The 21897-nt window shown below is 59.8% G+C and carries 13 protein-coding genes and 6 pseudogenes; 11 read left to right on the plus strand and 8 right to left on the minus strand.

Annotation, left to right across the window (positions count from 1 at the left end; all coding sequences use genetic code 11):
- The first annotated feature begins 97 nt into the window (after window positions 1-97).
- The 8 genes and pseudogenes from PYH37_RS31860 to cobT all read left to right on the plus strand — a co-directional run bounded on the left by PYH37_RS31860 (window position 98) and on the right by cobT (window position 12508).
- Window positions 98-2203 (plus strand): AAA family ATPase, encoded by a 2106-nt coding sequence (locus PYH37_RS31860; protein WP_280736502.1) that lies wholly within the window; start codon window positions 98-100, stop codon window positions 2201-2203.
- A 55-nt stretch (window positions 2204-2258) separates the two neighbouring features.
- The gene (locus PYH37_RS31865; RefSeq protein WP_280736501.1) at window positions 2259-4487 is read left to right on the plus strand and encodes an ATP-binding protein; all 2229 of its coding nucleotides are present in this window, start codon (window positions 2259-2261) and stop codon (window positions 4485-4487) included.
- Between the two features lie 654 nt (window positions 4488-5141).
- Window positions 5142-6749 (plus strand): class II fumarate hydratase, encoded by a 1608-nt coding sequence (locus PYH37_RS31870; RefSeq protein WP_280736500.1) that lies wholly within the window; start codon window positions 5142-5144, stop codon window positions 6747-6749.
- A gap of 13 nt (window positions 6750-6762) precedes the next feature.
- A complete protein-coding gene (locus PYH37_RS31875; protein ID WP_280736499.1) occupies window positions 6763-8388 on the plus strand; it encodes an NAD-dependent malic enzyme in 1626 nt (541 codons plus the stop codon).
- Between the two features lie 148 nt (window positions 8389-8536).
- A pseudogene (locus PYH37_RS31880) lies at window positions 8537-9338 on the plus strand (NAD(P)/FAD-dependent oxidoreductase).
- The gene (locus tag PYH37_RS31885) at window positions 9325-9876 is read left to right on the plus strand and encodes an NAD(P)/FAD-dependent oxidoreductase (protein ID WP_280736498.1); all 552 of its coding nucleotides are present in this window, start codon (window positions 9325-9327) and stop codon (window positions 9874-9876) included. Before PYH37_RS31880 ends, PYH37_RS31885 begins: the two are co-directional and overlap by 14 nt.
- Before the next feature lie 127 nt (window positions 9877-10003).
- A pseudogene (locus PYH37_RS31890) lies at window positions 10004-11351 on the plus strand (cyclopropane fatty acid synthase).
- A 118-nt stretch (window positions 11352-11469) separates the two neighbouring features.
- Window positions 11470-12508, plus strand: a pseudogene (gene cobT, locus PYH37_RS31895) (nicotinate-nucleotide--dimethylbenzimidazole phosphoribosyltransferase).
- Window positions 12509-12693: 185 nt separating this feature from the next.
- On the opposite strand, the gene PYH37_RS31900 reads toward cobT, so the two are convergent.
- The 5 genes from PYH37_RS31900 to poxB all read right to left on the minus strand — a co-directional run bounded on the left by PYH37_RS31900 (window position 12694) and on the right by poxB (window position 16623).
- On the minus strand, window positions 12694-12789 hold the full coding sequence (locus PYH37_RS31900) for a malic enzyme-like NAD(P)-binding protein (RefSeq protein ID WP_280663759.1): 96 nt from the start codon (window positions 12787-12789) through the stop codon (window positions 12694-12696).
- Window positions 12790-13099: 310 nt separating this feature from the next.
- Window positions 13100-14389: a threonine/serine exporter family protein gene (locus PYH37_RS31905; protein ID WP_280663760.1), complete on the minus strand. Its 1290-nt coding sequence runs from the start codon at window positions 14387-14389 to the stop codon at window positions 13100-13102.
- Window positions 14390-14394: 5 nt separating this feature from the next.
- On the minus strand, window positions 14395-14652 hold the full coding sequence (locus PYH37_RS31910) for a hypothetical protein (protein ID WP_280736497.1): 258 nt from the start codon (window positions 14650-14652) through the stop codon (window positions 14395-14397).
- On the minus strand, window positions 14649-14852 hold the full coding sequence (locus PYH37_RS31915; RefSeq protein ID WP_280736496.1) for a hypothetical protein: 204 nt from the start codon (window positions 14850-14852) through the stop codon (window positions 14649-14651). Before PYH37_RS31915 ends, PYH37_RS31910 begins: the two co-directional genes overlap by 4 nt.
- 34 nt (window positions 14853-14886) lie before the next feature.
- Window positions 14887-16623 carry a ubiquinone-dependent pyruvate dehydrogenase gene (poxB, locus tag PYH37_RS31920; RefSeq protein WP_280736495.1) on the minus strand — a complete coding sequence of 579 codons (1737 nt, stop codon included), beginning with the start codon at window positions 16621-16623 and terminating at the stop codon, window positions 14887-14889.
- Window positions 16624-16749: 126 nt separating this feature from the next.
- Between poxB and PYH37_RS31925 the strand changes: the two genes are divergently transcribed.
- Window positions 16750-17646: a LysR family transcriptional regulator gene (locus PYH37_RS31925; protein ID WP_280736494.1), complete on the plus strand. Its 897-nt coding sequence runs from the start codon at window positions 16750-16752 to the stop codon at window positions 17644-17646.
- Between the two features lie 83 nt (window positions 17647-17729).
- Here the strand turns inward: PYH37_RS31925 and PYH37_RS32715 are convergent.
- Together PYH37_RS32715 and PYH37_RS31935 are read right to left on the minus strand one after the other, a co-directional pair.
- A pseudogene (locus tag PYH37_RS32715) lies at window positions 17730-18045 on the minus strand (transposase); the annotation flags it as partial.
- 120 nt (window positions 18046-18165) lie between these two features.
- Window positions 18166-18636 (minus strand): annotated as a pseudogene (locus PYH37_RS31935) (transposase); the annotation flags it as partial.
- On the opposite strand from PYH37_RS31935, the pseudogene PYH37_RS31940 reads away from it, so the two are divergent.
- Window positions 18625-18873 (plus strand): annotated as a pseudogene (locus tag PYH37_RS31940) (IS110 family transposase); the annotation flags it as partial. The pseudogenes PYH37_RS31935 and PYH37_RS31940 overlap by 12 nt on opposite strands.
- 112 nt (window positions 18874-18985) lie before the next feature.
- Here the strand turns inward: PYH37_RS31940 and PYH37_RS31945 are convergent.
- Window positions 18986-19309: a hypothetical protein gene (locus PYH37_RS31945; RefSeq protein ID WP_280736493.1), complete on the minus strand. Its 324-nt coding sequence runs from the start codon at window positions 19307-19309 to the stop codon at window positions 18986-18988.
- A 12-nt stretch (window positions 19310-19321) separates the two neighbouring features.
- Between PYH37_RS31945 and PYH37_RS31955 the strand changes: the two genes are divergently transcribed.
- Window positions 19322-20851 (plus strand): amidohydrolase family protein, encoded by a 1530-nt coding sequence (locus tag PYH37_RS31955; protein ID WP_342394688.1) that lies wholly within the window; start codon window positions 19322-19324, stop codon window positions 20849-20851.
- Window positions 20852-21897 lie beyond the last annotated feature (1046 nt).

Raw genomic sequence — 21897 nt, forward strand, 5'->3', positions numbered from 1 at the left:
GCATCGAGCTGAATAGATCGGAAGCTACCGGCGATTGTAAGAGTTTACAGCCCCGATCTTAGTTGCCTATTCTGCCCGAAATGTATTGGGGGGAGGCATGGCAAACTACACGGTTTCTGTTCTCAACTGTAATAGCATTGACCGCGCTGATGTGGTCATTTCGGAGGGGGCGCTAAACATCAAATATGGACCAAATGGACTTGGGAAAAGCACTATCGCGAAAGCTATCGTCAGTCATATTCGTGCTGATGGCTCGCTCCGGGAGCTAATCCCCTTCAAGAACCGCGGCAAAGCCGATGCCCCTGCCCCGGAGGTTCGGGGCGTAGATCAACTCCAGAAAGTCGTCGTTTTTGACGATAATTATGTGCAGCAGTTCGTCTTCCAGAAAGACGAGGTTGTAAAAAACAGTTTCGAGATTTTCATCAGAACACCGGAATATCTGGCGGAGATGGCGGAGATCGATACGCTGCTCTCGGGTGTCCGGAAAGCGTTTTCCGACAATGCTGAGATCGGGCAGGTCATCACCGACCTGAAAGAGCTACGGGAGGCATTCGGCAAATCCAAGACAGGCGCCATTCCCAAGACGAGTAAGATCCACAAGGCATTCGGATCGGGCAACAAACTGGAAAACGTTCCCGAGGCCCTGCAGCCCTTTTCAACGTTCATTAAGAGCGCGGAACCCGCCAAATGGATCGCGTGGCAGGTGAAAGGCAACGAATTCCTGCAGTTGGGAGACAACTGCCCCTACTGTTCAACGGCGCTCACTGGCACAGGACAGAAGGACACAGCCTTGGCTGTCGAAAAGGAATATGACGCTAACACGGCTGGGCACATCAACACCCTTCGGGGGATCATCGACAGGCTGGGGAAGTATTTCAGCGAGAAATGCCGGGAGAACCTGGAAAAGGTGACGAAGGCAAAGGTTGATCTGCAGGCTGAGGAGCAAAGCTTCCTGACAGGCCTCAAGGCGGACATTGACGCATTGATCAACAAGCTGGAGGGGTTGCGAACTATGTCCTTCTTCTCGCTACGCGATTTCGAAGAAGTAGGCGACCAGCTGACGCCGTTGAAGATCGACCTCATCTTGATTGACAAACTGGACTCCGCGGAGACGCGCAAGACCGTCGACCCGATTAATCAGCAGCTCGATGACTTGATTGGAAAGGTTGGCAGCCTCAAAGGCAAAATCAAGCGGCACAAGGCGAAGATAAAAAAAACGATCGAGGAAAACCAGGCCAGCATCAACGGTTTCCTGAGGTCCGCAGGCTACAAGTACGCCGTGGAGATCGTGGCTGAACCGGAATCCTACAAAATGAAGCTGGTCCACAGGGATCAGGTGGATCACATCGAGACGGCCTCACTTCATCTTAGCTACGGCGAGAAGAACGCGTTTGCGCTGGTGTTGTTTATGTATCAGGTTCTCAGTGAAAAACCGGACTTGGTCGTCTTGGATGACCCGATCTCATCCTTCGACAAGAACAAGAAATTTGCAATTCTCCATGAGCTATTCCGGGGCAAGGCCAGTCTGCGCGGCAGAACAACGCTCATGCTCACCCACGATATCGAGCCCGCGATAGACGTCATAAAAAGCAACAATGCCGTGTTCCAAGGCGCCGCACCATCCGCTTGCTTCTTATCTTCACGGGCTGGGGTAGTGACGGAGGTCCCAATCGAGCGGAACGACATCCAGACCTTCGCTAGAATCTGCAAAGACAATATCGGGGCTCTTAGCGACACCATCATAAAGGCAATCTACCTGCGGCGACACTTCGAGCTGCAGGATGACGCCGGCCTAGAATACAACCTGCTTGCTAGCCTGTTCAAGGGACGGGACACACCGACGATTAAGTCGGGTTCTTCCAGCCGGGAGATGACGGCCGCCGAAAAGACGCGGGCGGAGACATCAATCCCTGAAAACCATATCCCCGGCTTTGACTACGTTGCCCTTGTGGCACAGGTAAAGGACGTGGAGGGCATCAAGGCCAGATTTCATGCCACGAACGTGGGTTATGAAAAGATCCAGTTATTCCGGATCATCAACGATGAGCACGACGATAGCGTCATCCGCAAGTTCATAAACGAGTCCTACCACATCGAGAATGAATACGTGATGCAGCTCAATCCGCATAGATTCGAGAGTGTTCCAGAGTACGTTATCGAGGAGTGTGCCGCGCTGCTCTCGCCTGCTCCCGCCGCCGTGTAAGCATTCATGCCGCAGAAGTCCTGATTTCTTATGACATTGGCAGCGGGAGACTAACGTGGCCGAAACGTACGATTTTCACACGCTGTCGCATCTCGACTTCGAAGAACTCGTGCGAGATCTTCTGCAGGCGGAGTGGAAGGTGAGTCTCGAAAGCTTCGGGCCAGGGCGCGACCAGGGCATCGACATTCGCTACCTCGACGGCCCGCAGAAGGTTATCATCCAAGCCAAGCATCTGCTGGGTAGCGGCTATCGCGGACTTCTCCGGGCTGTCTCCGCCGAGAAGGCAAAGGCAATCAAGCTTGCGCCTACACGTTATATTCTCGCTACATCGGTTTCTTTGACGCACTCACGCAAGGATGAAATTGTTGCGGCGATGGAAGGCATGCCGCTGGCTCCCAACGATGTATTGGGCCAGGAAGACCTGAACAATTTGATCCGGCAGCACCCGCAGATCGAGCGGCAGCACTTTAAGCTATGGCTGAGCAGCACGACAGTGCTCGATCGAATCCTGCACAGCGGCGTCTATAACCGTACGGCCGCTGAGATGGACATTATTCGGGAGATGGTGCCGCGATTCGTCCAAAATCGCAGCGTGGTGGATGCGGAGCGGAAGCTCGCAGAAACGGGCGCACTTATCATCGCGGGACCGCCCGGCGTCGGTAAGACGACGCTCGCCAGAATATTGGTATGGCTGCATGCCGAGCAGGAATGGAATATCTTCGTCGTGGACACGCTCGAGGAAGCGTTCAAAGTCGCCGAGGCAGGCGAAAAGCGGCTCATTTTCCTCGACGATTTTCTCGGACAGGTCCGTTTGTCAGCTGATCACGTCCGTGGCGTCGATGCACGCTTACCACCGCTGATCAGTCGCGTTGCGGCGCATGAAAACCTCCGCTTCATCCTGACAACTCGTGACTATATCCTGGCACAGGCGCGCGGCCTTTCTGCGCGTCTCGCGCCAGGACAGATCAACGCACGGGAGTATGTTCTGAACGTAGGACACTATACGCGTGCTGTGAGGGCACGGATCCTCTACAATCATCTCTATTTTTCCGCGCTCACGGCCATGCAGCGTGACGACGTCCTCAAAGATGATTTCTTCCTCAAGATCATTGATCACAAAAACTTCAACCCGCGGATTATCCAAGAGGTCACAAAACAGGAATACTTAGCACTCACGGAACGCCCAATCCGTGAGACGATCACGACGGTCCTCGCCAACCCAGAAATACTCTGGGAGTTCCCCTATCGTCAGCACATTAGCGCTGAAGGGCGCATGATGATGTTGGCGCTTTTTCTGAATGCCAGATCAACCAAGCCCGAGGGATTGAAGGCAAGCTATGTTCGGGTCGCGCGAGCGTTGGGTGTCGAGCTGCGTCCTGCCGAAATCGAGCCAAGTTTCCGATCGACATTCCGGGCATTGGAGGGATCCGTACTCGCCCTTATGCACGGGCTGGTAATGTTCGCAAACCCGGCCCTTAGAGATTTCGTTCAATCAGTCGTGGTCTCGGACAAACTGGTGCCCTGCCTGCTCCCGGAGATGGAAACCCCCTCGGAACTTCGCGAGCTCTTCGAGGTATTCACAGCGCAGCAGCCCAGCCGTGCGGACAAGTACCAGCTTGCGGAAGTCTGGACTGCAGCCCTAGACCGAATGCAGATGGGCGGTTTTTCTGATCGGTACGATTATATCGAACTGGCGTCCGATCTGTGCGCCGAGCTCGAGTATGAACCGCTGCAGGAGCGCCTTGGGCAGGCTTTGGAAGATTTTGAAACCCTGGCAATGGACGGGGACGAAGTCACTAAAGCATGCTCATTGCTTGAAAAGAGCTTCACATGCACCCTGCCTTGGGAACTAGAGCATCGATTTCGTAGCGTTACCACCAGAGCAGCGGCGCAACTCCTCATCGATTATGCAGACGAATTGAGCTTCGAAGACGTTCAGAGCCTGGACGACACACTTCACTCATACGGCAACGATGAGAAGCTAGCAATGGCGGCGAGCCATGCGGCTATAGGAAGCCTCGCCCGAAATATAGACCATGAAATTCGTGATATTGAGACTGTCGAAGAGCTTGATGAATATGAGGAAACGCTCATTAACTTCATGCAGAAGCGTCGTTTCCCAACAACAAGCGTGGCCTTCGATATCCAATATCGGCGCGAGCGCCTGATGGAAGAAGGGCGTACGAGTAGAAGAGAATCATACCGCGGCGTTACCCCTGACCCCGAGAGAGGCGCATCCGACGGTGACATCATATCCATATTCCGAGCACTAAGCAGGGATTGACTGGTAAGGGGCAGAACAAGCTGCCCTTCAGGTTTTCGATCTGGTTGCGCTGGCGCCGAGCTGCGCCTTTGCGCCGTCGAGCGCGATCCGAAAGCTGTCAGACTTCAGGCTGAAAAGAACCTGACCGGCCGATCTGTCTGTTGGGAATCGGGACCTACATTGCGTTTGGTCCTCCTCGCCGCTGAAGGATGTAGCCGCCCGCCACGCGAGGTTTGTCGCGTCCGAACAGCCTGGCCGTATCGCTTCGCAATTCGCCGGGCCTCATATCTTTCCTGTATCGCACTCACTCGATCCATATATTGGACGCTCATCGGGTGGGCGACTATTTTGAATGCACACGAGCCCAACGTCGCGGACTGGTCAGAGTCTTTGCCAAAGAAAAGGAGGCAGCCTCATGAGCCGAGAACTCTTCCGCATCTCTCAAGCCAACCTGTTCCCCCACGTGAGCACGTGGCCACGGTTTGCGGCCGCCACGCAAGCACGCTGAACGCCTTCCTAGAGCGGTTTGGTAGCCGCGGCTGAGACAGCCCAATTTTCGAAGTGTGGGCCAGGTGACATCGGAAACTGGCCTGAGAGCCGGCCTTACAAGCCGCATACTGAGCCGAGGTGAGTCATAGACTCTTTTCTTAAGTCATCCAAAGAAGTGAGACTTCCATGAACAGCATCAGCAACAAGCAGCACGTGGAAAACCTAACCGGCGGCGCAAGCTTTCGCAGCGAGGCCGACGGCCTGGGCTCGGTCAACGTTCCCGCCGACAAGCTCTGGGGCGCCCAGACTCAGCGTTCGCTCAAGCATTTCAGCATAGGCCACGACCTGATCCCGCGGGAAATGATCACGTCCTATTCGATCTTGAAGCTGGCCGCTGCCACCGCGAGCTACGAAGGCGGTCGCCTCGAGGTCCACGCCTATGAACTGATCACGCGTGTTTGCGAGGAAATCCTGGAGGGAAAGCTCCATGATATGTTCCCGCTGCACGTCTGGATGACTGGCAGCGGCCCCCAGTTCAACATGAACGTCAACGAAGTCATCTCCAACCGCTGTTGCCAGCTTATGAACACCCCGCTCGGCAGCAAGACACCGGTCCATCCGAACGACCACGCCAACATGTCTCAATCATCCAACGACAGCTTCCCGTCGGCGATGAACATTGCCGCCGCCGCGGGAGTCGCGATCCGTTTGCTCCCGGCCGTGACCGCGCTTCGGGACGCCATCGCTGGCAAGGCCGAAGAATGGGCCGACATCGTCAAGATCGGCCGGACTCACATGCAGGACGCGACACCGCTGACGCTCGGCCAGGAATGGTCGGGCTATGCAGGCATGCTGTCCGACGATCTCGAGCGGATCGAGAACGCCCTCAAGGGCGTCTATCGGCTGGCCCTCGGTGGCACCGCTGTCGGTACTGGAATCAATGCCGCCCCAGGATTTGCGGAAGCCGTTGTGGCCGAAATTGCCAGGCTCACCGATCTGCCTTTTGTCAGTGCGCCGAACAAGTTCACGGTCCAGGGCGCCCATGACGCGCTGGTTCATCTCTCCGGCACACTGCGCACCCTTGCTGTCTCACTCTATAAGATCGGCAACGATATCCGGCTGTTGTCGTGCGGCCCGCGCGCCGGTTTTGCGGAACTGCTGATCCCGGAAAACGAGCCGGGCTCGTCGATCATGCCCGGAAAAGTCAATCCGACGCAGGTCGAGGCGCTGACGATGATCGCTGTGCAGGTCATGGCGAACGACGTCGGCTTCGGCTTCGGCGGAGCCGGCGGTTATCTTGAAATGAATGTCTATAAGCCTCTGATGATTGCCAACATCGCGCAGTCGATCACCATTCTCGCAGACGGATGCACAAACTTCCGCGTCTTCCTGGTCGAGGGCACGCAACCCAACCGGAAGAAGATCGCGGAATATGTGGAGCGTTCGTTGATGCTGGTCACGGCGCTCACGCCGGTGATCGGCTATGATAAGGCTTCGAAAATCGCTCATCATGCTGCTGACCACGATCTGACACTGAAACAGCCCGCGCTTGAGCTCGGCTTCGTCGACGAGCAGACCTTCGATCACGTCGTCGATCCGGCCAAGATGGTGAAACCCTACGTCGCCTCCACCTGGCTGTGGGCGACCAGATCCCGCACTACCGTCCCAGGCTGGCGAGTTCCCCTGTCGCTTTGGTCGCGATCGGCGAACCCCCGCCGACGGACCTGCTCCCGCTGGTATGGCACCCTCGAACTGCCGCAGCCATCCACCACCAATCAGATTGAACATCAATAGGAAGGAAAGCCACATGTCCACTCACATCCCGACCGGCCATGCGCTGTTGCGTGACTCTCGGCTGAACAAGGGCACTGCATTCACCGTCTCCGAACGCCGCGAATTTGCCCTCGAGGGCCTGCTGCCACCGGTGCCGCTTTCTCTCGAGTTGCAGGTGGCGCGTCTAAACAACGAACTCGCTGAGCTCGACAGCGACCTGCAACGCTACCTGCTGCTGTCCGACCTGCAGGTGCGCAACCAAACGCTGTTCTATGCCCTGCTGATGTCGGATCCGGCCCGCTTCATGCCGATCGTGTACACGCCGACGGTCGGCGAAGCCTGCCAGAAATTCGACCAGATCTACCGCAATCCGCACGGCATGTACCTGCCAATTAGCGCACGCGGGCGGCTGCGCGAACTGCTTGCCAACTGGCCGCAAAAGGACGTGCGGTTCATCGTCGTCACCGACGGCGAGCGCATCCTTGGCTTGGGCGACCTCGGGCTTGGCGGCATGGGCATTCCGGTTGGCAAGCTTGCCCTCTACACCGCCTGCGCTGGCGTGCCGCCGCAGTATTGCCTGCCGGTGACCCTCGACGTCGGGACCAACAATCACCAACTCCTCGAAGACCCGCTTTATCTCGGCCTGCGCCAGGAGCGCGTGCGCGGCGAGGCATACACGGCCTTCATCGATGAGTTCGTCGAGGCCGTTCAGGCGCTCTACCCGAAGTGCTGCATCCAGTGGGAAGACTTCGCGAACTTCAACGCCGTGCCGATCCTCGCCAATCACCGCGACAAGATCTGCACCTTCAACGACGACATCCAGGGCACGGCGGCGGTTGCATTGGCCGGCATCTACGGCGCATTGCGCATCTCCGGGCAGCGGCTTGCCGACCAGCGTTTCCTGTTTCTCGGCGGCGGGTCGGCGGCGACCGGCATTGCCGGACTGATCAGCCGGGCGATGACGCTCGAGGGCACGAGCATGGCCGAGGCCCGCGCCCGCACTGCGCTGTTCGACGTCAACGGTCTGCTGGTGGCTTCGCGCACCGATCTTCAGGAATTCCAGAAGCCCTTTGCCCTCAAGCGTGCGCAAATCACAAGCTTCGTGGAGGCGGTGAAGACGCTCCGGCCGACGGCGATCATCGGCGTCAGCACCATCCCGAAACTGTTCAATCAGCAGGTGATCGAAGCCATGGCGGAAATCAACGACCGGCCGATCATCTTCCCGTATTCCAACCCGACCTCGCGGTCCGAATGCACAGCCGAGGAGGCCTATCAATGGTCGCAGGGCCGGGCGATCTTCGCCAGTGGCAGCCCGTTTTCCCCGCTCGAGGTGAATGGCAAGACCTTCGTGCCGGGCCAGGGCAACAACGTCTACATCTTCCCACCCATGGGCATGGCTGTGTTTGCGACCGAGGCCGAGCGGATAACCGACGACATGTTCATCGTCGCCGCCAAAGCCGTCGCCGAACAGGTGACGGAGGAAAACCTTGCTACCGGCCTGATTTATCCGCCGCAGAGAAAGATCCTCGCCACCTCGCTCCATGTCGCGACCCGCATCGCGGAGTGCATCTTTGATAAGAGCCTGGCGGGGGTCGAACGTCCCAAGGACATTGCGGCACTCATTCAGGCGCGCCTCTACACCCCCAGTTATTCGGTCTGAGGCGGGATTGTGATGACCGTCGAGGTCATGGGACGCGGGCGGGCATCGGCTGTCGAGCCGACGCTTTGCCTGGTTGCGTCTGCAATTTAAATCCACGGGCGTGCGATCGTTGGCCGCCTCCGTCACAGCATTTGCGAAAAGGTGACCCATGAACGCCATATTGGCAGATCCCACGAACAAACTTGCTGGCGCAGACGCGATTCAAACGGAGCAAACGAGAGCGCAGAAGCGTATCGTGATTATTGGAGGTGGTTTCGCGGGGATCGCCGCGGCGCGCGCTTCAGAGCGCGCCGATGCCGAGGTCGTGCTGATCGACCGGCGCAATCACCACATCTTTCAGCCGCTGCTCTATCAAGCGGCCACCGCGGTGCTTGCACCCTCGGAAATCGCCGCGCCGATCCGGCCGCTCGCCGTCAAGCAGAGAAATCTGACCGTGATGCTCGCGGAAGTGACCGGAGTTGACCTGAGTTCGCGAACGATCGATGCCAGCTGCCCTGGCCTCGGCGCTCGCAAGGTCCCGTTCGACCATCTAAGTGTCGCTACCGGGATGCCCCCGAGCTATTTCGGCCATGACGAGTTTGCTCGGTATGCGCCAGCTCTCAAGAGCCTGAATGATGCAGAGGCGATCCGAACAAAAATCCTTAGCGCCTTTGAACTCGCCGAGACTACCGATGATGCAAGCGAGCGCGCACGCCAGATGACCTTCGTCTTGGTCGGCGCCGGTCCTGGAGTTGGCGGCATCGATGGCGCGCATGGCTGCCGTTACGCTGCGTAATAATTTCCGCCGTATTGATCCGGCGGACAGCACCATCATTCTACTTGAAGGCGGCAACCGGGTGCTTCCGACCTTCGCCGAGACCTTGTCGAGGAAGACAACCGCACGGCTCGAAAAGCTCGGCGTCAAGGTTATGACGGGAGTCAAGGTCGAAAAGGTCGATGAGCAAGGATGAGCAAGGCGTGGTCGCCGGCGGCAAACGGATCCCGAGCGCGACCGTCCTATGGACCGCCGGGGTAGCTGCATCGCCGATCGTGAAAATGTTCGGCGCAGACACCGATCGAGCCGGTCGCGTCATCGTTGGTCCGTGTCTGGATGTCCCGGGTGTGCCGGATGTCTTCTTCGTGGGAGATACGGCATCCGTCGTGCAGAACGGACGGCCGGAGCCTGGCGTCGCCCAGGCAGCGATCCAGCAAGGACGTTACGTGGGGCGGTTGATCTGCGCCCGGCTTGAAGGGCGAGAGCCGAAGCGTCCGTTCCGATATTCCAACAAGGGCAATATGGCCGTCGTGGGCAGGAATTTTGCGATCCTCGAGGCCGGTCCTTTTCGCATGAGTGGATTCCTGACGTGGCTGATATGGGCATTCATTCACGTGGCCTCGCTTCCCCAGCTGCAGAATCGACTGCGGGTCGAATTCCAATGGCTCTGGTCCTACTTCACCGGTCAACGCAGTTCGCGCCTGATTTCCGAGCCGCCGAGGACAGTGGACTAGCACTGCCTGCTGCTGCCTCTCGAGACGAGGCTCGGCATTGCAACAGGTAACCACAACTCAACGTGGAGCCACGTTAGGCAGGCTGCATCTCATTCAACAGTCTCAGCCTTAATCATTGGAGCCAACAATGGAACTCTTGCTGCATTCCGTCCTGCGCCGGATCATCAGAATTGGCGAACTGCAGTAGAAGGCGGACCTACGGCAGCGCCGAGAGCATCGTGTTCATTCATATCAAAACGCGTGCTGCCGAACGCTCCCTATTCCTGAATCCGGAGTTGGCCGTTGGTGAGACATTCATGAACGGCGAACTGGAAGTTACCCAAGGGTCTATTTACGAACTTCTGGAACTCTTGTTCAAAAACACGCGGGTTTCCGATCTCGGTGGTTGGCCGGGCGCACTGCGGAAACTGAATTTCGCCTTGAGACGCGTCCATCAACTCAACACTTTGAGAAAGTCCCGCCAGAATGTGTCCCATCACTACAACCTGAATGGTGATCTGTATCGCCTGTTTCTCGACGAAGACAGCCAGTATTCGTGCGCCTATTTCGAACATCCGGCTGCCAGCCTGGAGGAAGCGCAGCTCGCCAAGAAGCGCCACATCGCCGCTAAGCTCCAGCTATCCCCCGACCATCGTGTGCTGGATATCGGCTCAGGATGGGGCGGCCTTGGTCTCTACATCAATTCAGTCATTGGCAGCGATGTGACCGGTGTCACGCTTTCCGAGGAGCAGCATGCCGTCTCGAATGCGCGGGCAGCCGAGACGAACAGCGCCGATAATGTAAAATTCTTGCTCAGGGACTACAGGGAAGTCGATGAAAGCTTTGATCGCATCGTTTCCGTCGGCATGTTCGAGCATGTCGGCGTTGGTCATTTCGATGCGTTTTTTGCCAAGGCGCGGCGCCTGTTGAAGCCAGGTGGGTCTTTTGTCCTTCATTCGATCGGCCAGTTCGACGGTCCTTCGCATACCAATCCATGGATCCAGAAGTACATTTTCCCTGGCGGATACATTCCCTCGCTGTCGGAAGTCTTCCCTGCGCTTGAGCGCCAGGGATTTGTGGTGTGCGATGTGGAAATACTGCGCTTGCACTACGCAGAAACTTTGAAGGCTTGGCGACAGCGTTTCCTGCAGCGCCGTGAGGACGCGGTCAGAAATCTATGACGAGCGGTTCGCGCGCATGTGGGAGTTCTATCTCGCCGCTTCCGAAACGGCGTTTCGTATCAGGGCCTGATGGTCTTTCAGTTACAGCTTTCGCTGGACCAAACTGCCGTACCCCTCACACGCGATTATCTCGCGGAAGCGGAACAGGAGTTGAGACAGGCTGAGACTGAAATCGGTCTTTTGAAAGATTCCCGCGTCCCTCTCCAGCCGCGGGAAAGCATCTCGCCTATTTCGCTTGTTCCCGGAGGTCATACCGAGAAATTGGGCAGTGCCAGCTCCTCGGTATTGTGTCCGGTCCCGCGGGGGCGACTGTGACTACGAAGGCGTCCTGCGGCCCGATGCCCCTCCCGGCGGACCGGCCTCGACCGGCCACCGACACGGCTCGTGAGGGGCAATGCCCGCACTATCCCAGGATTACAAGGAATCTGCATTCATGAGCGTTTCAGGCCTGCCGTTCGACGATTTCCGTGCGCTGCTGCGCGATCTGCCGGGGCCGGATGCCCGGGCGCTGGTGGCCGCACGCGAGCGTGACGCGCAGCTGACGAAGCCGCCGGGCGCGCTCGGGCGCATCGAGGAAATCGCCTTCTGGCTGGCCGCCTGGACGGGCAGGGTGCCCGCTGTCAATCGGCCGTTGGTCGCGATCTTCGCGGGCAATCACGGTGTGGCGAAACAGGGAGTTACGCCTTTTCCGCCAGCAGTCACCCAGCAGATGGTCGAGAACTTTGCCGCCGGCGGCGCGGCGATCAACCAGATCTGTGTCGCCTACGATCTCGGCTTGAAGGTCTTCGACCTGGCGCTCGACTATCCGACGGGCGACATCACAGAAGAGGCCGCCCTTTCCGAGCGCGACTGCGCGGCGACCATGGCCTTCGGCATGGAGGCGATTGCCGGCGGTAGTACGGACCTGCTGTGCATCGGCGAGATGGGGATCGGCAACACGACGATCGCGGCGGCGATCAACTATGCGCTCTACGGCGGCTCGGCGCGCGACTGGGTGGGGCCGGGAACCGGTTCCGAGGGCGAGATGCTGGAACGCAAGGTGGCTGCGGTCGAGCGCGCCGTGGAGCTGCACCGCGATCATCTGGACAATCATGCGCCGTCTCGGCGGCCGCGAGATTGCCGCGATGGCGGGCGCCATCCTTGCCGCGCGCGTCGAGAAGATCCCGGTCTTGATCGGCTATGTGGCGACGGCCGCAGGCGCGATCCTGCAGGCGGCCAATCCTTCGGCGCTCGACCACTGCCTGATCGGCCATGTCTCCGGCGAGCCGGGGCATCTCAAGGCGATCGAGAAGCTTGGCAAGACGCCGCTTCTGGCGCTCGGCATGCGGCTTGGCGAAGGCACGGGTGCGGCACTTGCGGCCGGCATCGTGAAGGCGGCTGCGGCCTGCCATTCCGGAATGGCGACGTTCTCGCAGGCGGCCGTCACCAACAAGACTGAGCGCTCTAGGAGATATTGGCGGCAGGTGACATAGCCTCTGGGCACTAAGCCACGGTAAGCCCCTATATCTCGAGACTTCTTGACGCGCTCGGGCTACCGCCGCCGGGTTCAGATCTCTTGACTGATCTCGCAGGCGATCATGAACCTCACGGATTCGGCGCGCTACCCTCTGCTGATCTGGGGAATGGCGGGCCGCCGCTTGCGAAGATCGCGGGGCAATCAGACCATTTCCAAGGCTTCCTCCGCCGTGCGTTCCGACCGTGACGTTGGATCCGAGTACGGGAAGATGATCGGCCGTTCGTTAATCTCTGTCATTGCTTCACAGGCTGGTTGAACGATTTCGGGACCGTGCTGAAGCCGATGATCGGCCGTCTCGTTCCTGCACCTGCAGATCGGTTAGCAACAGGTGGCGCTGGAGGTCGCTGCCCACTTCATCGAGTTCTTGATGCAGGCGAGCAAATTGCAGTTCAAGGGAGTGCGAGGCCGGCGGCAGCGGGCCTTCTCCGGCGCTCGGTACTGCTGAAGGCGGAGCCCCTGTTCACTCGCGGATTGCGCAGCAACTTGCCGTCGGTATCAGAAGGGGTGGGCATGCAATCTCCTTGGGTCAGTTGGGAGGGGAATTGGGTCAGGGGTGGGACGAGCCTCTCGCCAGTGACCGGAAGCGCGCGAACAGCATGCGCGGCAGGATTAGGCCGAAGGTCATTGCCAGAATGATCAGGAAGGCTGTGGCCCCGTTGGTGACGATCCCTATCAGCAGATCCACCGGCGCGTGCGGCCCGATCGAGACCAACTCGACGAGGGAACTTGCGGCGCTGAACAGGAAGAAGCCCGGCATCATCGAGACGACCGCTGAGAAGGCGAGCGCGGCAAAGGGCAGGTGCAGACGATCGGCGACGGGCGTGACGATGATGCCGACCAGTATGCAGGCGACGAGTGTTCCGCTCGCGACGTGCGCGCCCGCGAGGGAAATCAGCGCCCAGCGCGCCGCGTGCGCCAGCATGCCGACCGCAATCGGGAACGGCAGCAGGCGCCACGGCATTGACAAGAAGGTCCCGAAGCCAGCGACGGCCACGCCGGCGGCGATCACGTCGGCGGCGAGCGGTACGGCCACGGATGGCCCGGCAGCCGGAAGGGTTGCGTCGCAGGCTGCGAGCCCAGCCAGCAGGCCGGCGCTGATCATCAGGACGATCAGCGCCGCATAAGCGAGGCGTGCGATTCCAAGCGCGATGCGAACGCGGGCGAGGTCGATCGCACCGTTGAGGATATGTGGGCCAGGCACCAGCACCATGCAGGGACAAAAGGCGACCAGCACCTGCGTCTCCGATAGCTGGAATTGCACAGCAGCAGCGCCTCCGACGCCGGCGATGACTGCCGCGCAAAACGGCTGGATAAGAGGGTTGTCACCGAGGCCAGCAAGCTCTCGACGGGCAAGCGCACCGATGCCAGCGCTCGCCGCGATCAGTAGCAAGCTCGCCGCGCTCAGCGCCCCGAAGATCACGCCAAGCGAAGCGGCGCCAACGGCCGCGAACAGCGCGAAGCGCAACGTCGATGCGGGCGGTCGTCGTCCAGCCGCTTCGAGCGCGGAATGTGCAGCTTCGGCAGACAGCGTCCCGTCGCAGACCCCATCCACGACCGTCATGACGGCCAGGACCTTGCCCATGTCGACGCCGAGCGGCATCGCCGCTACCATTTCGGAAAAGGGCGTGCCCTCGACCTGGAGCACGAGCTCACCCCAGTAGAGGTGCAGTGTCAGTGGCAGGCCGAGAGCGTGGCCAAGCCGCTCGACGGCGAGGACAACACGTTCGCTGGTCTGCCCGTTCTTGAAGAGAAGCTTGGCGGCCAACGCGACGGTGTCCAGCGCCGCGGCTCGCGTCAGGAGGGTGGGTTGTGATGCTGCTTCGACTATAGCGGTCATGACGATCATCCTTCGATCCGGCGCGTTCCAATGCGTCTCTTGGGCCAGCCATAGGCGCGGCGGGCTTCCTGATGGCCGGGCTCGTCGCCAACGACCGCATCGACAAGTGTTTCGGCCACCCAGTGGAATACCCAGCCCACGAGGGCGCCGAGTATGACCTCGCTGCCACGGTGCAGTGCGACGACGACGATCGGGACGGACGGCTGGACCGCAAGCAGGATAATCGGACAGGTCCATGGCGACCCGAAGTGCCGGGAAGTCACGCGCGAGCAGCGTGCCGAAGATGCGCCCCCCTGAGAGACGAATGCGTTTCGTGCAATCGCTCCTGGGAAACGATCATCGCCGACATTGCCGCCCGTACCGACTCGGTCAGCCCCAGAAACGACGCCAGTTCGTAAGCGGCTGTCGCGGCTGCGGAACAGCGGGCGATAAAAGCGAGCGCGCGTACGATTTTTTGTTCCATGACGTCATGCCTTATCGTTCAGCTTCTGCTGCATTCAGCGCCAAAGATTGGTGCGGGCGAGATCGATGACCTCGTCGGCGCGCCCATTCATGATCGCCTTCACCATGTAGAGCGAAAAGCCTTTGGCCATTTCCGTCGTGATGGAGGGCGGCATTGCGAGCTCTGTCCGGTTGACGACGGCGTCGATGAGAACGGGGCCGTCATGGGCGAAGGCGGCGGCAATGCCGTCGTTTACCTCGGCCGGATCCTCGAGCCGGATGCCGCGGATGCCGATTGCCTCGGCCATTGCCGCGAAATCCGGGTTCTTCAGTTCGGTGCCGAAATCGAGGAAGCCTGTGGACTTTTGCTCCAACTCGATGAAGCCGAGCGCACCGTTGTTGAAGACGACCACCTTCACCGGCAAGTCGAGCTGCTTGAGGCTAATAAGGTCGCCCATCAGCATGGTGAAACCGCCATCGCCTGACAGCGAAACGATCTGCCGGCCGGGATGGCTCGCCTGGGCGCCGATTGCCTGCGCCATCGCGTTGGCCATCGAGCCATGCCAGAACGATCCGAGCAGCCGCCGCCGGCCATTCATCGCCAGATAGCGCGCGCCCCATACCGTGGGCAGGCCGACATCGCAGGTGAAGACGGCGTCACTTGCCGCCTGGTCGCTGATCGCCTTGGTGATCTGCTGCGGGTGGATAAGGCCCCTGCCCGGCTTGCCCTCCGCCGCCAGGCGGTCAAGCTCTGCCCGTGCCTGCGCATAGTGTCGCTGAGCCTTTGCAAGACGGCCGCCGTCATCCTTCTCATCTAGCAGCGGGAGCAGTTCATTAAGCGTTGCGCCGACGTCGCCAACAACGGCCAGGTCCACGGCGCAGCGCCTCCCGATCTGTTCCCCCCGGATATCGATCTGCGCGATGCGTACGCCCGCATCCTTGGGATAGAACTGACGGTATGGAAAATCCGTGCCGAGCATCAGCAGGACGTCGCAATCCAGCATGGCGTAGTAGCCCGACGAAAAGCCGATCAGCCCGGTCATTCCGACGTCATAAGGGTTGTCCCACTCGACGTGTTCCTTGCCGCGCATGCTGTGCACCATGGGGGCCTTGAGACGTTCGCCGAGCGCAATCAGCGGCTCGTGCGCCCCTTCGCAGCCGGAGCCGCACAGGATCGTCACCCGCTGGACGGAGTTCAGCAACGAGGCTAGGTCTTCGATCGTGCTGCGCGCAGGCGTGACGACCGGCGGAGGCGGCAGCAGCGCCGCCGGTTTCGGTTGGGGAGCCGGTTCCGCTGCCTGCAGGGCAACGTCGCCGGGGATCACCACGACCGACACCCCGCGCTTGGTCACCGCCTCGCGAATTGCTGTTTCGAGCGTGCGGGGCATCTGGCGCGGGCTGGAGACCAGTTCGCAATAGTGGCTGCATTCGCGGAAAAGGTTTTCCGGATGCGTCTCCTGGAAGTAACCCGATCCAATTTCCGCGGAGGGAATATGTGCAGCGATCGCCAGCACCGGCACACGCGAACGATGGCAATCGAAAAGGCCATTGATGAGATGCAGGTTGCCGGGTCCGCAGCTTCCGGCGCAGACGGCGAGAGTGCCCGTGAGGTGAGCCTCGGCGCCCGCCGCGAAGGCGGCGACTTCTTCATGCCGGACGTGGATCCAATCGATCTTGCCCTGCCGGCGGATGGCATCCGTCAAGCCGTTCAGGCTATCGCCGACGATTCCGTAAATCCGCTTCACGCCTGATGTCGCGAGGGTCTCGGCGAATTGTTCTGCAACGGTCCGCATGATGTTTGCTCCTTTTCCGTGACGACGGGGTGGCCGTTCTTCCATGAGAGGAATCTAGACGTTGGATGATCGTTGGTCCAATATATGGGTTGGTCAACTTTGATACTTTTCCGGTATGAGGCGAAAATGGATCTGAGGCACCTTCGCTATTTCGTCGCCGTCGCTGAGGAACGGCATTTCACCCGAGCGGCCGACCGGCTGGGCATCAAGCAGCCGCCGCTGAGCCTGCAAATCCGCCAGCTCGAGCGGGAGCTGGGGATCCCGCTCTTTCGCCGTCTGACGCGCGGAGCGGAGCTCACGGAGGCCGGGGCGCTATTGCTCGATGAAGCGCGCGGCATCCTGGAACAAGTCGAACGGATGAAGGCGAACGTCCAAAGCCGGGCGCGCGGCGAAACGGGTCGCGTACGCGTCGGTTTTGCGGGCGCAACCTATTTCCAACCTCTCATTCCCGGTCTTATCCAAGCTTATCGGAAACTCTATCCGGAGGTGCTGCTGACGCCGGCGCAGAGTAACACACCGAACCTCATCGAAGCATTGCGGAATGGCTCTCTTGACATCGCCTTCGTCCGGCCGCCCCTGAGCGATGGCGAAGGAATAACGCTGCTGCCGCTTATCGAAGAGCCGATGCGAATAGTGCTGCCCGCCGATCATCGCCAGGCTGGCAGTGGTGCCCAATCGCTCGTCACGCTCGCACAAGAGATATTCATCCTATTTCCCCGCACCATCGGCCCCGGTCTCTATGACAGCATTATCGCGAGTTGCCAGCGTGCCGGCTTTAGCCCGACGCTCGGACAGGAGGCGCCGCAGATCTCCTCTATCGTCCATCTCGTCGCGGCGGGCTTCGGCGTGTCGGTTGTGCCACAATCTCTTGAGCAGATTCGGGCCGACGGCATCGTCTACCTTCCCATCGAGGGCGAGGCGCCGCGGGCGCCGATCAGCCTTGCGATCCGGAAGGACAATCGCTCGGCAACAGCCCGAAACTTCCTCATGCTGGCTCGGCAACAGGCCGGGGATGGAAGCTGATGTCTTGACCGTCGGCGCTGGAGCCGGTTCGGCTGTTAATCGGCGTCGAACTTTGGGTCAGACGTATTTTCGATGACGTTTGATCACGACAGTCCGATAAGGCGGGCTTCGAGGAGATCAATTTTCGCCCGTCCGTACATTTGCCTTTTCACAAGCTTCAACTTGTTGATCTGACCCTCGACCTGGCCGCTTGACCATGACAATTCGATGGCGTTGCGAACGGCATCGATGTCTTTGACAACGCCGTTCCCGAATGAGGCGACCAAACTCGATCTGGCATCGCCGATCCACGGGGCCAACTGACACATTTCTCGTACGGGTCATCGTCTGGAACCGGTCGAGCAAAGCTCTCGCCTCGGACAATGCCGGAACGCTCCTCTCGATATTTGCAACAATCACGGCGGATATCGTTGAAAAACTCGGAGTTTGAGCATCCGCGACGCTCGGCGCGAGGTTTTCAGGGTGGGTGGGAAGAAGGCTCTGCCCCGGATACGGCCGGAGGCTCCAAGCCGCAGGCCATTAGGTAGCCATGGCGGCGGTTGGCAGGCGTGGAGATCGCAGCTTTGCCAGCCTCCTGAGGTTTTGGGCTGTGGCGGCGAGCAGGAATTCGTCGCGTGCACCACATGGACCGCGCAGTCTCAACCTGGCCATCCGCAGGATGCGCTTGAGGTGAGCGAAGAGCATCTCGACCTTCTTGCGACAATGCCGTGAACGCTCTTAATCGGGCGTGCCGGCAATGGCTCTGGCGACGTCACGGGCATCCTCATTGAGATCACGAGGGACTTTGCGAGCAACTGCATTCGGGCAGCAGCGCTGTTTGAGGTCGCAACCGTCGCAGTCTTTCTTGCTGGCCCGATAGAGCCGGGTGCCCGCACTGGTAATGCCGGATCGGGGTGTCGCGTAGGTGCGGCGGAACTGAACCAGCTCCTTGCCCGCCGGGCAGATGTAGCGATCTCCCTCGCCATCCCAATTGAAGTCGGCACGCGAGAACTTATCGGCATCAGCAAACAGGGCGATAGTTACATTCGGCGCCTGCTTGTTATCGGCGCCACGGCGGTGATCCGTCGAGCACGGCAGGACAGTGCCAGCAAAAATTGGGCGGCCAAGCTGCTCACCCGCAAGCCGGCCCGGCTGGTCTCGGTGGCCCTGGCCAACAAGACAGCGCGTATTGCCTGGGCATTGCTGGCGCGCAACCACGCCTATACCGCTCACGTTGGTGCTGCATAATCGAATCTTCCGTTTAGCAAACTCGAATAGGAACGCTGGACGGTAGGTAGCGAGGGGTGATGAGATGTGATGGCAAACCGGTCGAACCGGGGATTGGATACATCCGAGATTCTCAAGGCGCATCGAGCGCGCTAATTTGATTGGAACCCGATCCGCGGACTTCATCAGGGCCTGCGGCCATATGCGCCGCCTTGCGAAGGCCGGACACATGGCTTGCACCCGACCAGAGCGGCATCACAGATTTTCTCTCTTGCAACAAACGGCCGCTCCACACATGAGAATAGGCTTGGATTTTGGCACTTAATGTGAGAATCAGGCGGTCGAGATAATCGACGGTGTTTCTGCGGTGACTGGCCCATTTCCTGACGAGGTCGACGAAGCGCTTTGGGATGAAGCGTGCCGGCGCGCAGAAGCGGTTCGGGAATTCCTGAAGCATCGGCCTGGCAAAATGACAACCGCAGATGTGACACTGCTTGCGACCGAGCTCGAAACCAGTCGGGCAACCGCGTACCGCCTTATCAAGCTGTTTCGGACCGGTGGGACGGTCATGTCGCTGGTGGACCGCAAGCGGGGACCAGAGGGCCACCGGGCGCTGGATGACAGGCGGGAAGAGATCATCCGCACGACGATCAACAGGTACTACCTGACGCGAAACCGTCCGGCACTTTCGCAGTTGGTCCGGGATGTGCAAACGAACTGCATGTCGGTCGGCCTCAAACCGCCCCATCGCCGAACGATCAAAGCCCGTCTCGAAGACATCGACCTGCAGAAGCGCGCCAAGCGACGCGGCGAAACCGAGATCATGAAGCAGACCCAGGCCGTTCCTGCGCTCCCGATTCTTTTATCCGGCAGCAATGCTCGTCCAGTGGCGCGGCCGGAAAGGCTTATCTATCCGATCTTCTCGCGGCTGACCGAGGACTGCTTCTACCATGCCTCGCTCACGGCAATGGCCGAGTTGGTCAAGCACGGCTGCACCACGGCGTTCGACCACCAGTACTGCTTCCCGCAGCACGCCGGCAAACGGCTGATTGACCGGCAGTTCGAGGCCGCTGACCTTTTGGGCATGCGCTTCCATGCGGGGCGTGGCGGCAACACGCTGCCGAAATCCGAAGGCTCGACCATTCCGGACGCCATGCTGGAAACGACGGACGAGTTCATCGCCGACTGCGCGCGCCTGATCGACACCTATCATGATGCCGACCCCTTCAGCATGCGGCAGGTCGTCGTCGCGCCGTGCCAACCGGTCAACTGCTACCGTGAGACTTTCGTCGAGTCGGCGGCGCTGGCGCGCGATCGCGGCGTGCAACTGCACACGCATGTGGGCGAAGGCGAGAGCCCGGTCGTCGAGGCCCGGCACGGCATGCGGACGGTGGATTACTGCGCGGAGCTCGGATTTGCCGGCCCCGATACCTTCTATGCCCATTGCTGGGAACTGACCCATGACGAACTGCGAACGATGGCCGCGAGTGGAACCGGTGTCGCTCACTGCCCCGAGCCAGTCTATCTGGTCGGCGCCGAGGTGACGGATATTCCGGCCATGTCGGCCTTCGGTCTCCGGGTGGGTCTCGGCTGTGACGGAGCTGCCTCGAACGACAATTCAAACCTGATGCACTGCGTGCACTCCGCCTACATGCTGCAGTGCCTGAAAGCGTCGACGCGCGCGCATCCCGTCCCGCCCCCGGTCGATTTCCTCGACTATGCCACGGCCGGTGGTGCCGCCCTCCTAGGCCGCCGCGACATCGGTCGGCTCGCCCGCGGCATGGCCGCCGACCTATTTGCAATCGACACACGGCGGATGGACTTCGTCGGCACACGGCATGATCCGCTGAGCCTGATTGCCAAAGTGGGCATCGGCATGCCGACCGACATGACCATGATCAACGGCCGCATTGTCTGGGCCAGGGGTGAATTCATCGGGCTCGACGAGGCGCGGCTGTTCGCGGAGGCCGAGGCCGCTCTCGCGACAGTGGAACTTTAATATACAAAACAGGGGAACTGAAAGGCGAGTTCTCGATCGCACGGCTTCATAATCTCGGGTTGCAGCTCCTGACCTACGTCCGTCTGAACCGCGGTGCGATCGTAAACTATGGCAAGCGCTACCGAGCCGGCCTTGGAGGACTCTGGCGTCAGCCGGTGCCAAAGCTGGTCACAGCATTTTGTCCGAGTCCGATTGACGACAATCTGTGTTCAGATCCAGACATCCTAGGGGTTAGGATCAAGCCGGCCAGGGGGCGACTCCGCCGATTTGCGGTCGCTGCTCGCAACCCGTTTGGTGGCATGCAAATTGCATATTCATAGCCATGATACGTGTTCCGACGTGCCCCGTCGCGCGGTCTTTAGCCCAGGAGTTCACATGACATTCGCCCGAACGCAATACAGGCTGCGCATCCCGTGGGACGCCCCAGCTCCGTTGGATCTCGCTGCGATCGGCAGACAGGATCGCCATCCTGCAGACCGCCTGCAGCTTTCAGGTCAGCTAGGGCCGCCATAAGGGTTCTCGTAAAACAACATTCAGGAGAACTTATGACTCGACCACATGAATATCGGCCGATTCGCCGGCTCTCCCAATGGCACATAACACCAGATCCTCTTCAAATCCGTGATGATCCAAAAGGAAAACGAAAAATGCCTACCTCAGAAAAAGACGCTGCGGGGCGCTCGAGGCTCCTGATAAAATTGCGGTCTCACTGGCCACCAACGATACTTGCCGCCACGGCGTTGGCCATTGTAATGACCGCTCCAGCTCCAGCCGTCGCCCAAGACGCTGATAAGGACGACTCCGACCAAAGCTTGGTTGAGCAAGGCTGGGGGAGTTGTATACGTACGTGGTTGTGCATTGGCGATCCAGAGGTCGAACGAAGACCTTTGCAGCGCGACAACCAAGATGAGACGAAGCGTCAATCAAGATGAGACTCGGCAGCAGCGGTGGAACGCAGAGAGGGCGTAGCCCGAACGGAGTTCTACCGCTGCTGCCGCGCCGATTCATCTGGTGATTGCGGTTCGACCGGTACGTTGGGTTCTTCG

It is taken from the genome of Sinorhizobium numidicum (assembly GCF_029892045.1).
GTDB lineage: Bacteria > Pseudomonadota > Alphaproteobacteria > Rhizobiales > Rhizobiaceae > Sinorhizobium > Sinorhizobium numidicum.

What these genes read in the sequence shown, in the direction of transcription:
- PYH37_RS31860 (WP_280736502.1), top strand. Translation starts at nt 98, where the DNA reads ATGGCAAACTACACGGTTTCTGTTCTCAACTGTAATAGCATTGACCGC.
- PYH37_RS31870 (WP_280736500.1), top strand. Translation starts at nt 5,142, where the DNA reads ATGAACAGCATCAGCAACAAGCAGCACGTGGAAAACCTAACCGGCGGC.
- PYH37_RS31875 (WP_280736499.1), top strand. Translation starts at nt 6,763, where the DNA reads ATGTCCACTCACATCCCGACCGGCCATGCGCTGTTGCGTGACTCTCGG.
- PYH37_RS31885 (WP_280736498.1), top strand. Translation starts at nt 9,325, where the DNA reads ATGAGCAAGGATGAGCAAGGCGTGGTCGCCGGCGGCAAACGGATCCCG.
- PYH37_RS31900 (WP_280663759.1), bottom strand. Translation starts at nt 12,789, where the DNA reads ATGACAGAGATTAACGAACGGCCGATCATCTTCCCGTACTCGGATCCA.
- PYH37_RS31905 (WP_280663760.1), bottom strand. Translation starts at nt 14,389, where the DNA reads ATGACCGCTATAGTCGAAGCAGCATCACAACCCACCCTCCTGACGCGA.
- PYH37_RS31915 (WP_280736496.1), bottom strand. Translation starts at nt 14,852, where the DNA reads ATGGAACAAAAAATCGTACGCGCGCTCGCTTTTATCGCCCGCTGTTCC.
- poxB (WP_280736495.1), bottom strand. Translation starts at nt 16,623, where the DNA reads ATGCGGACCGTTGCAGAACAATTCGCCGAGACCCTCGCGACATCAGGC.
- PYH37_RS31925 (WP_280736494.1), top strand. Translation starts at nt 16,750, where the DNA reads ATGGATCTGAGGCACCTTCGCTATTTCGTCGCCGTCGCTGAGGAACGG.
- PYH37_RS31945 (WP_280736493.1), bottom strand. Translation starts at nt 19,309, where the DNA reads ATGCTTCAGGAATTCCCGAACCGCTTCTGCGCGCCGGCACGCTTCATC.
- PYH37_RS31955 (WP_342394688.1), top strand. Translation starts at nt 19,322, where the DNA reads ATGACAACCGCAGATGTGACACTGCTTGCGACCGAGCTCGAAACCAGT.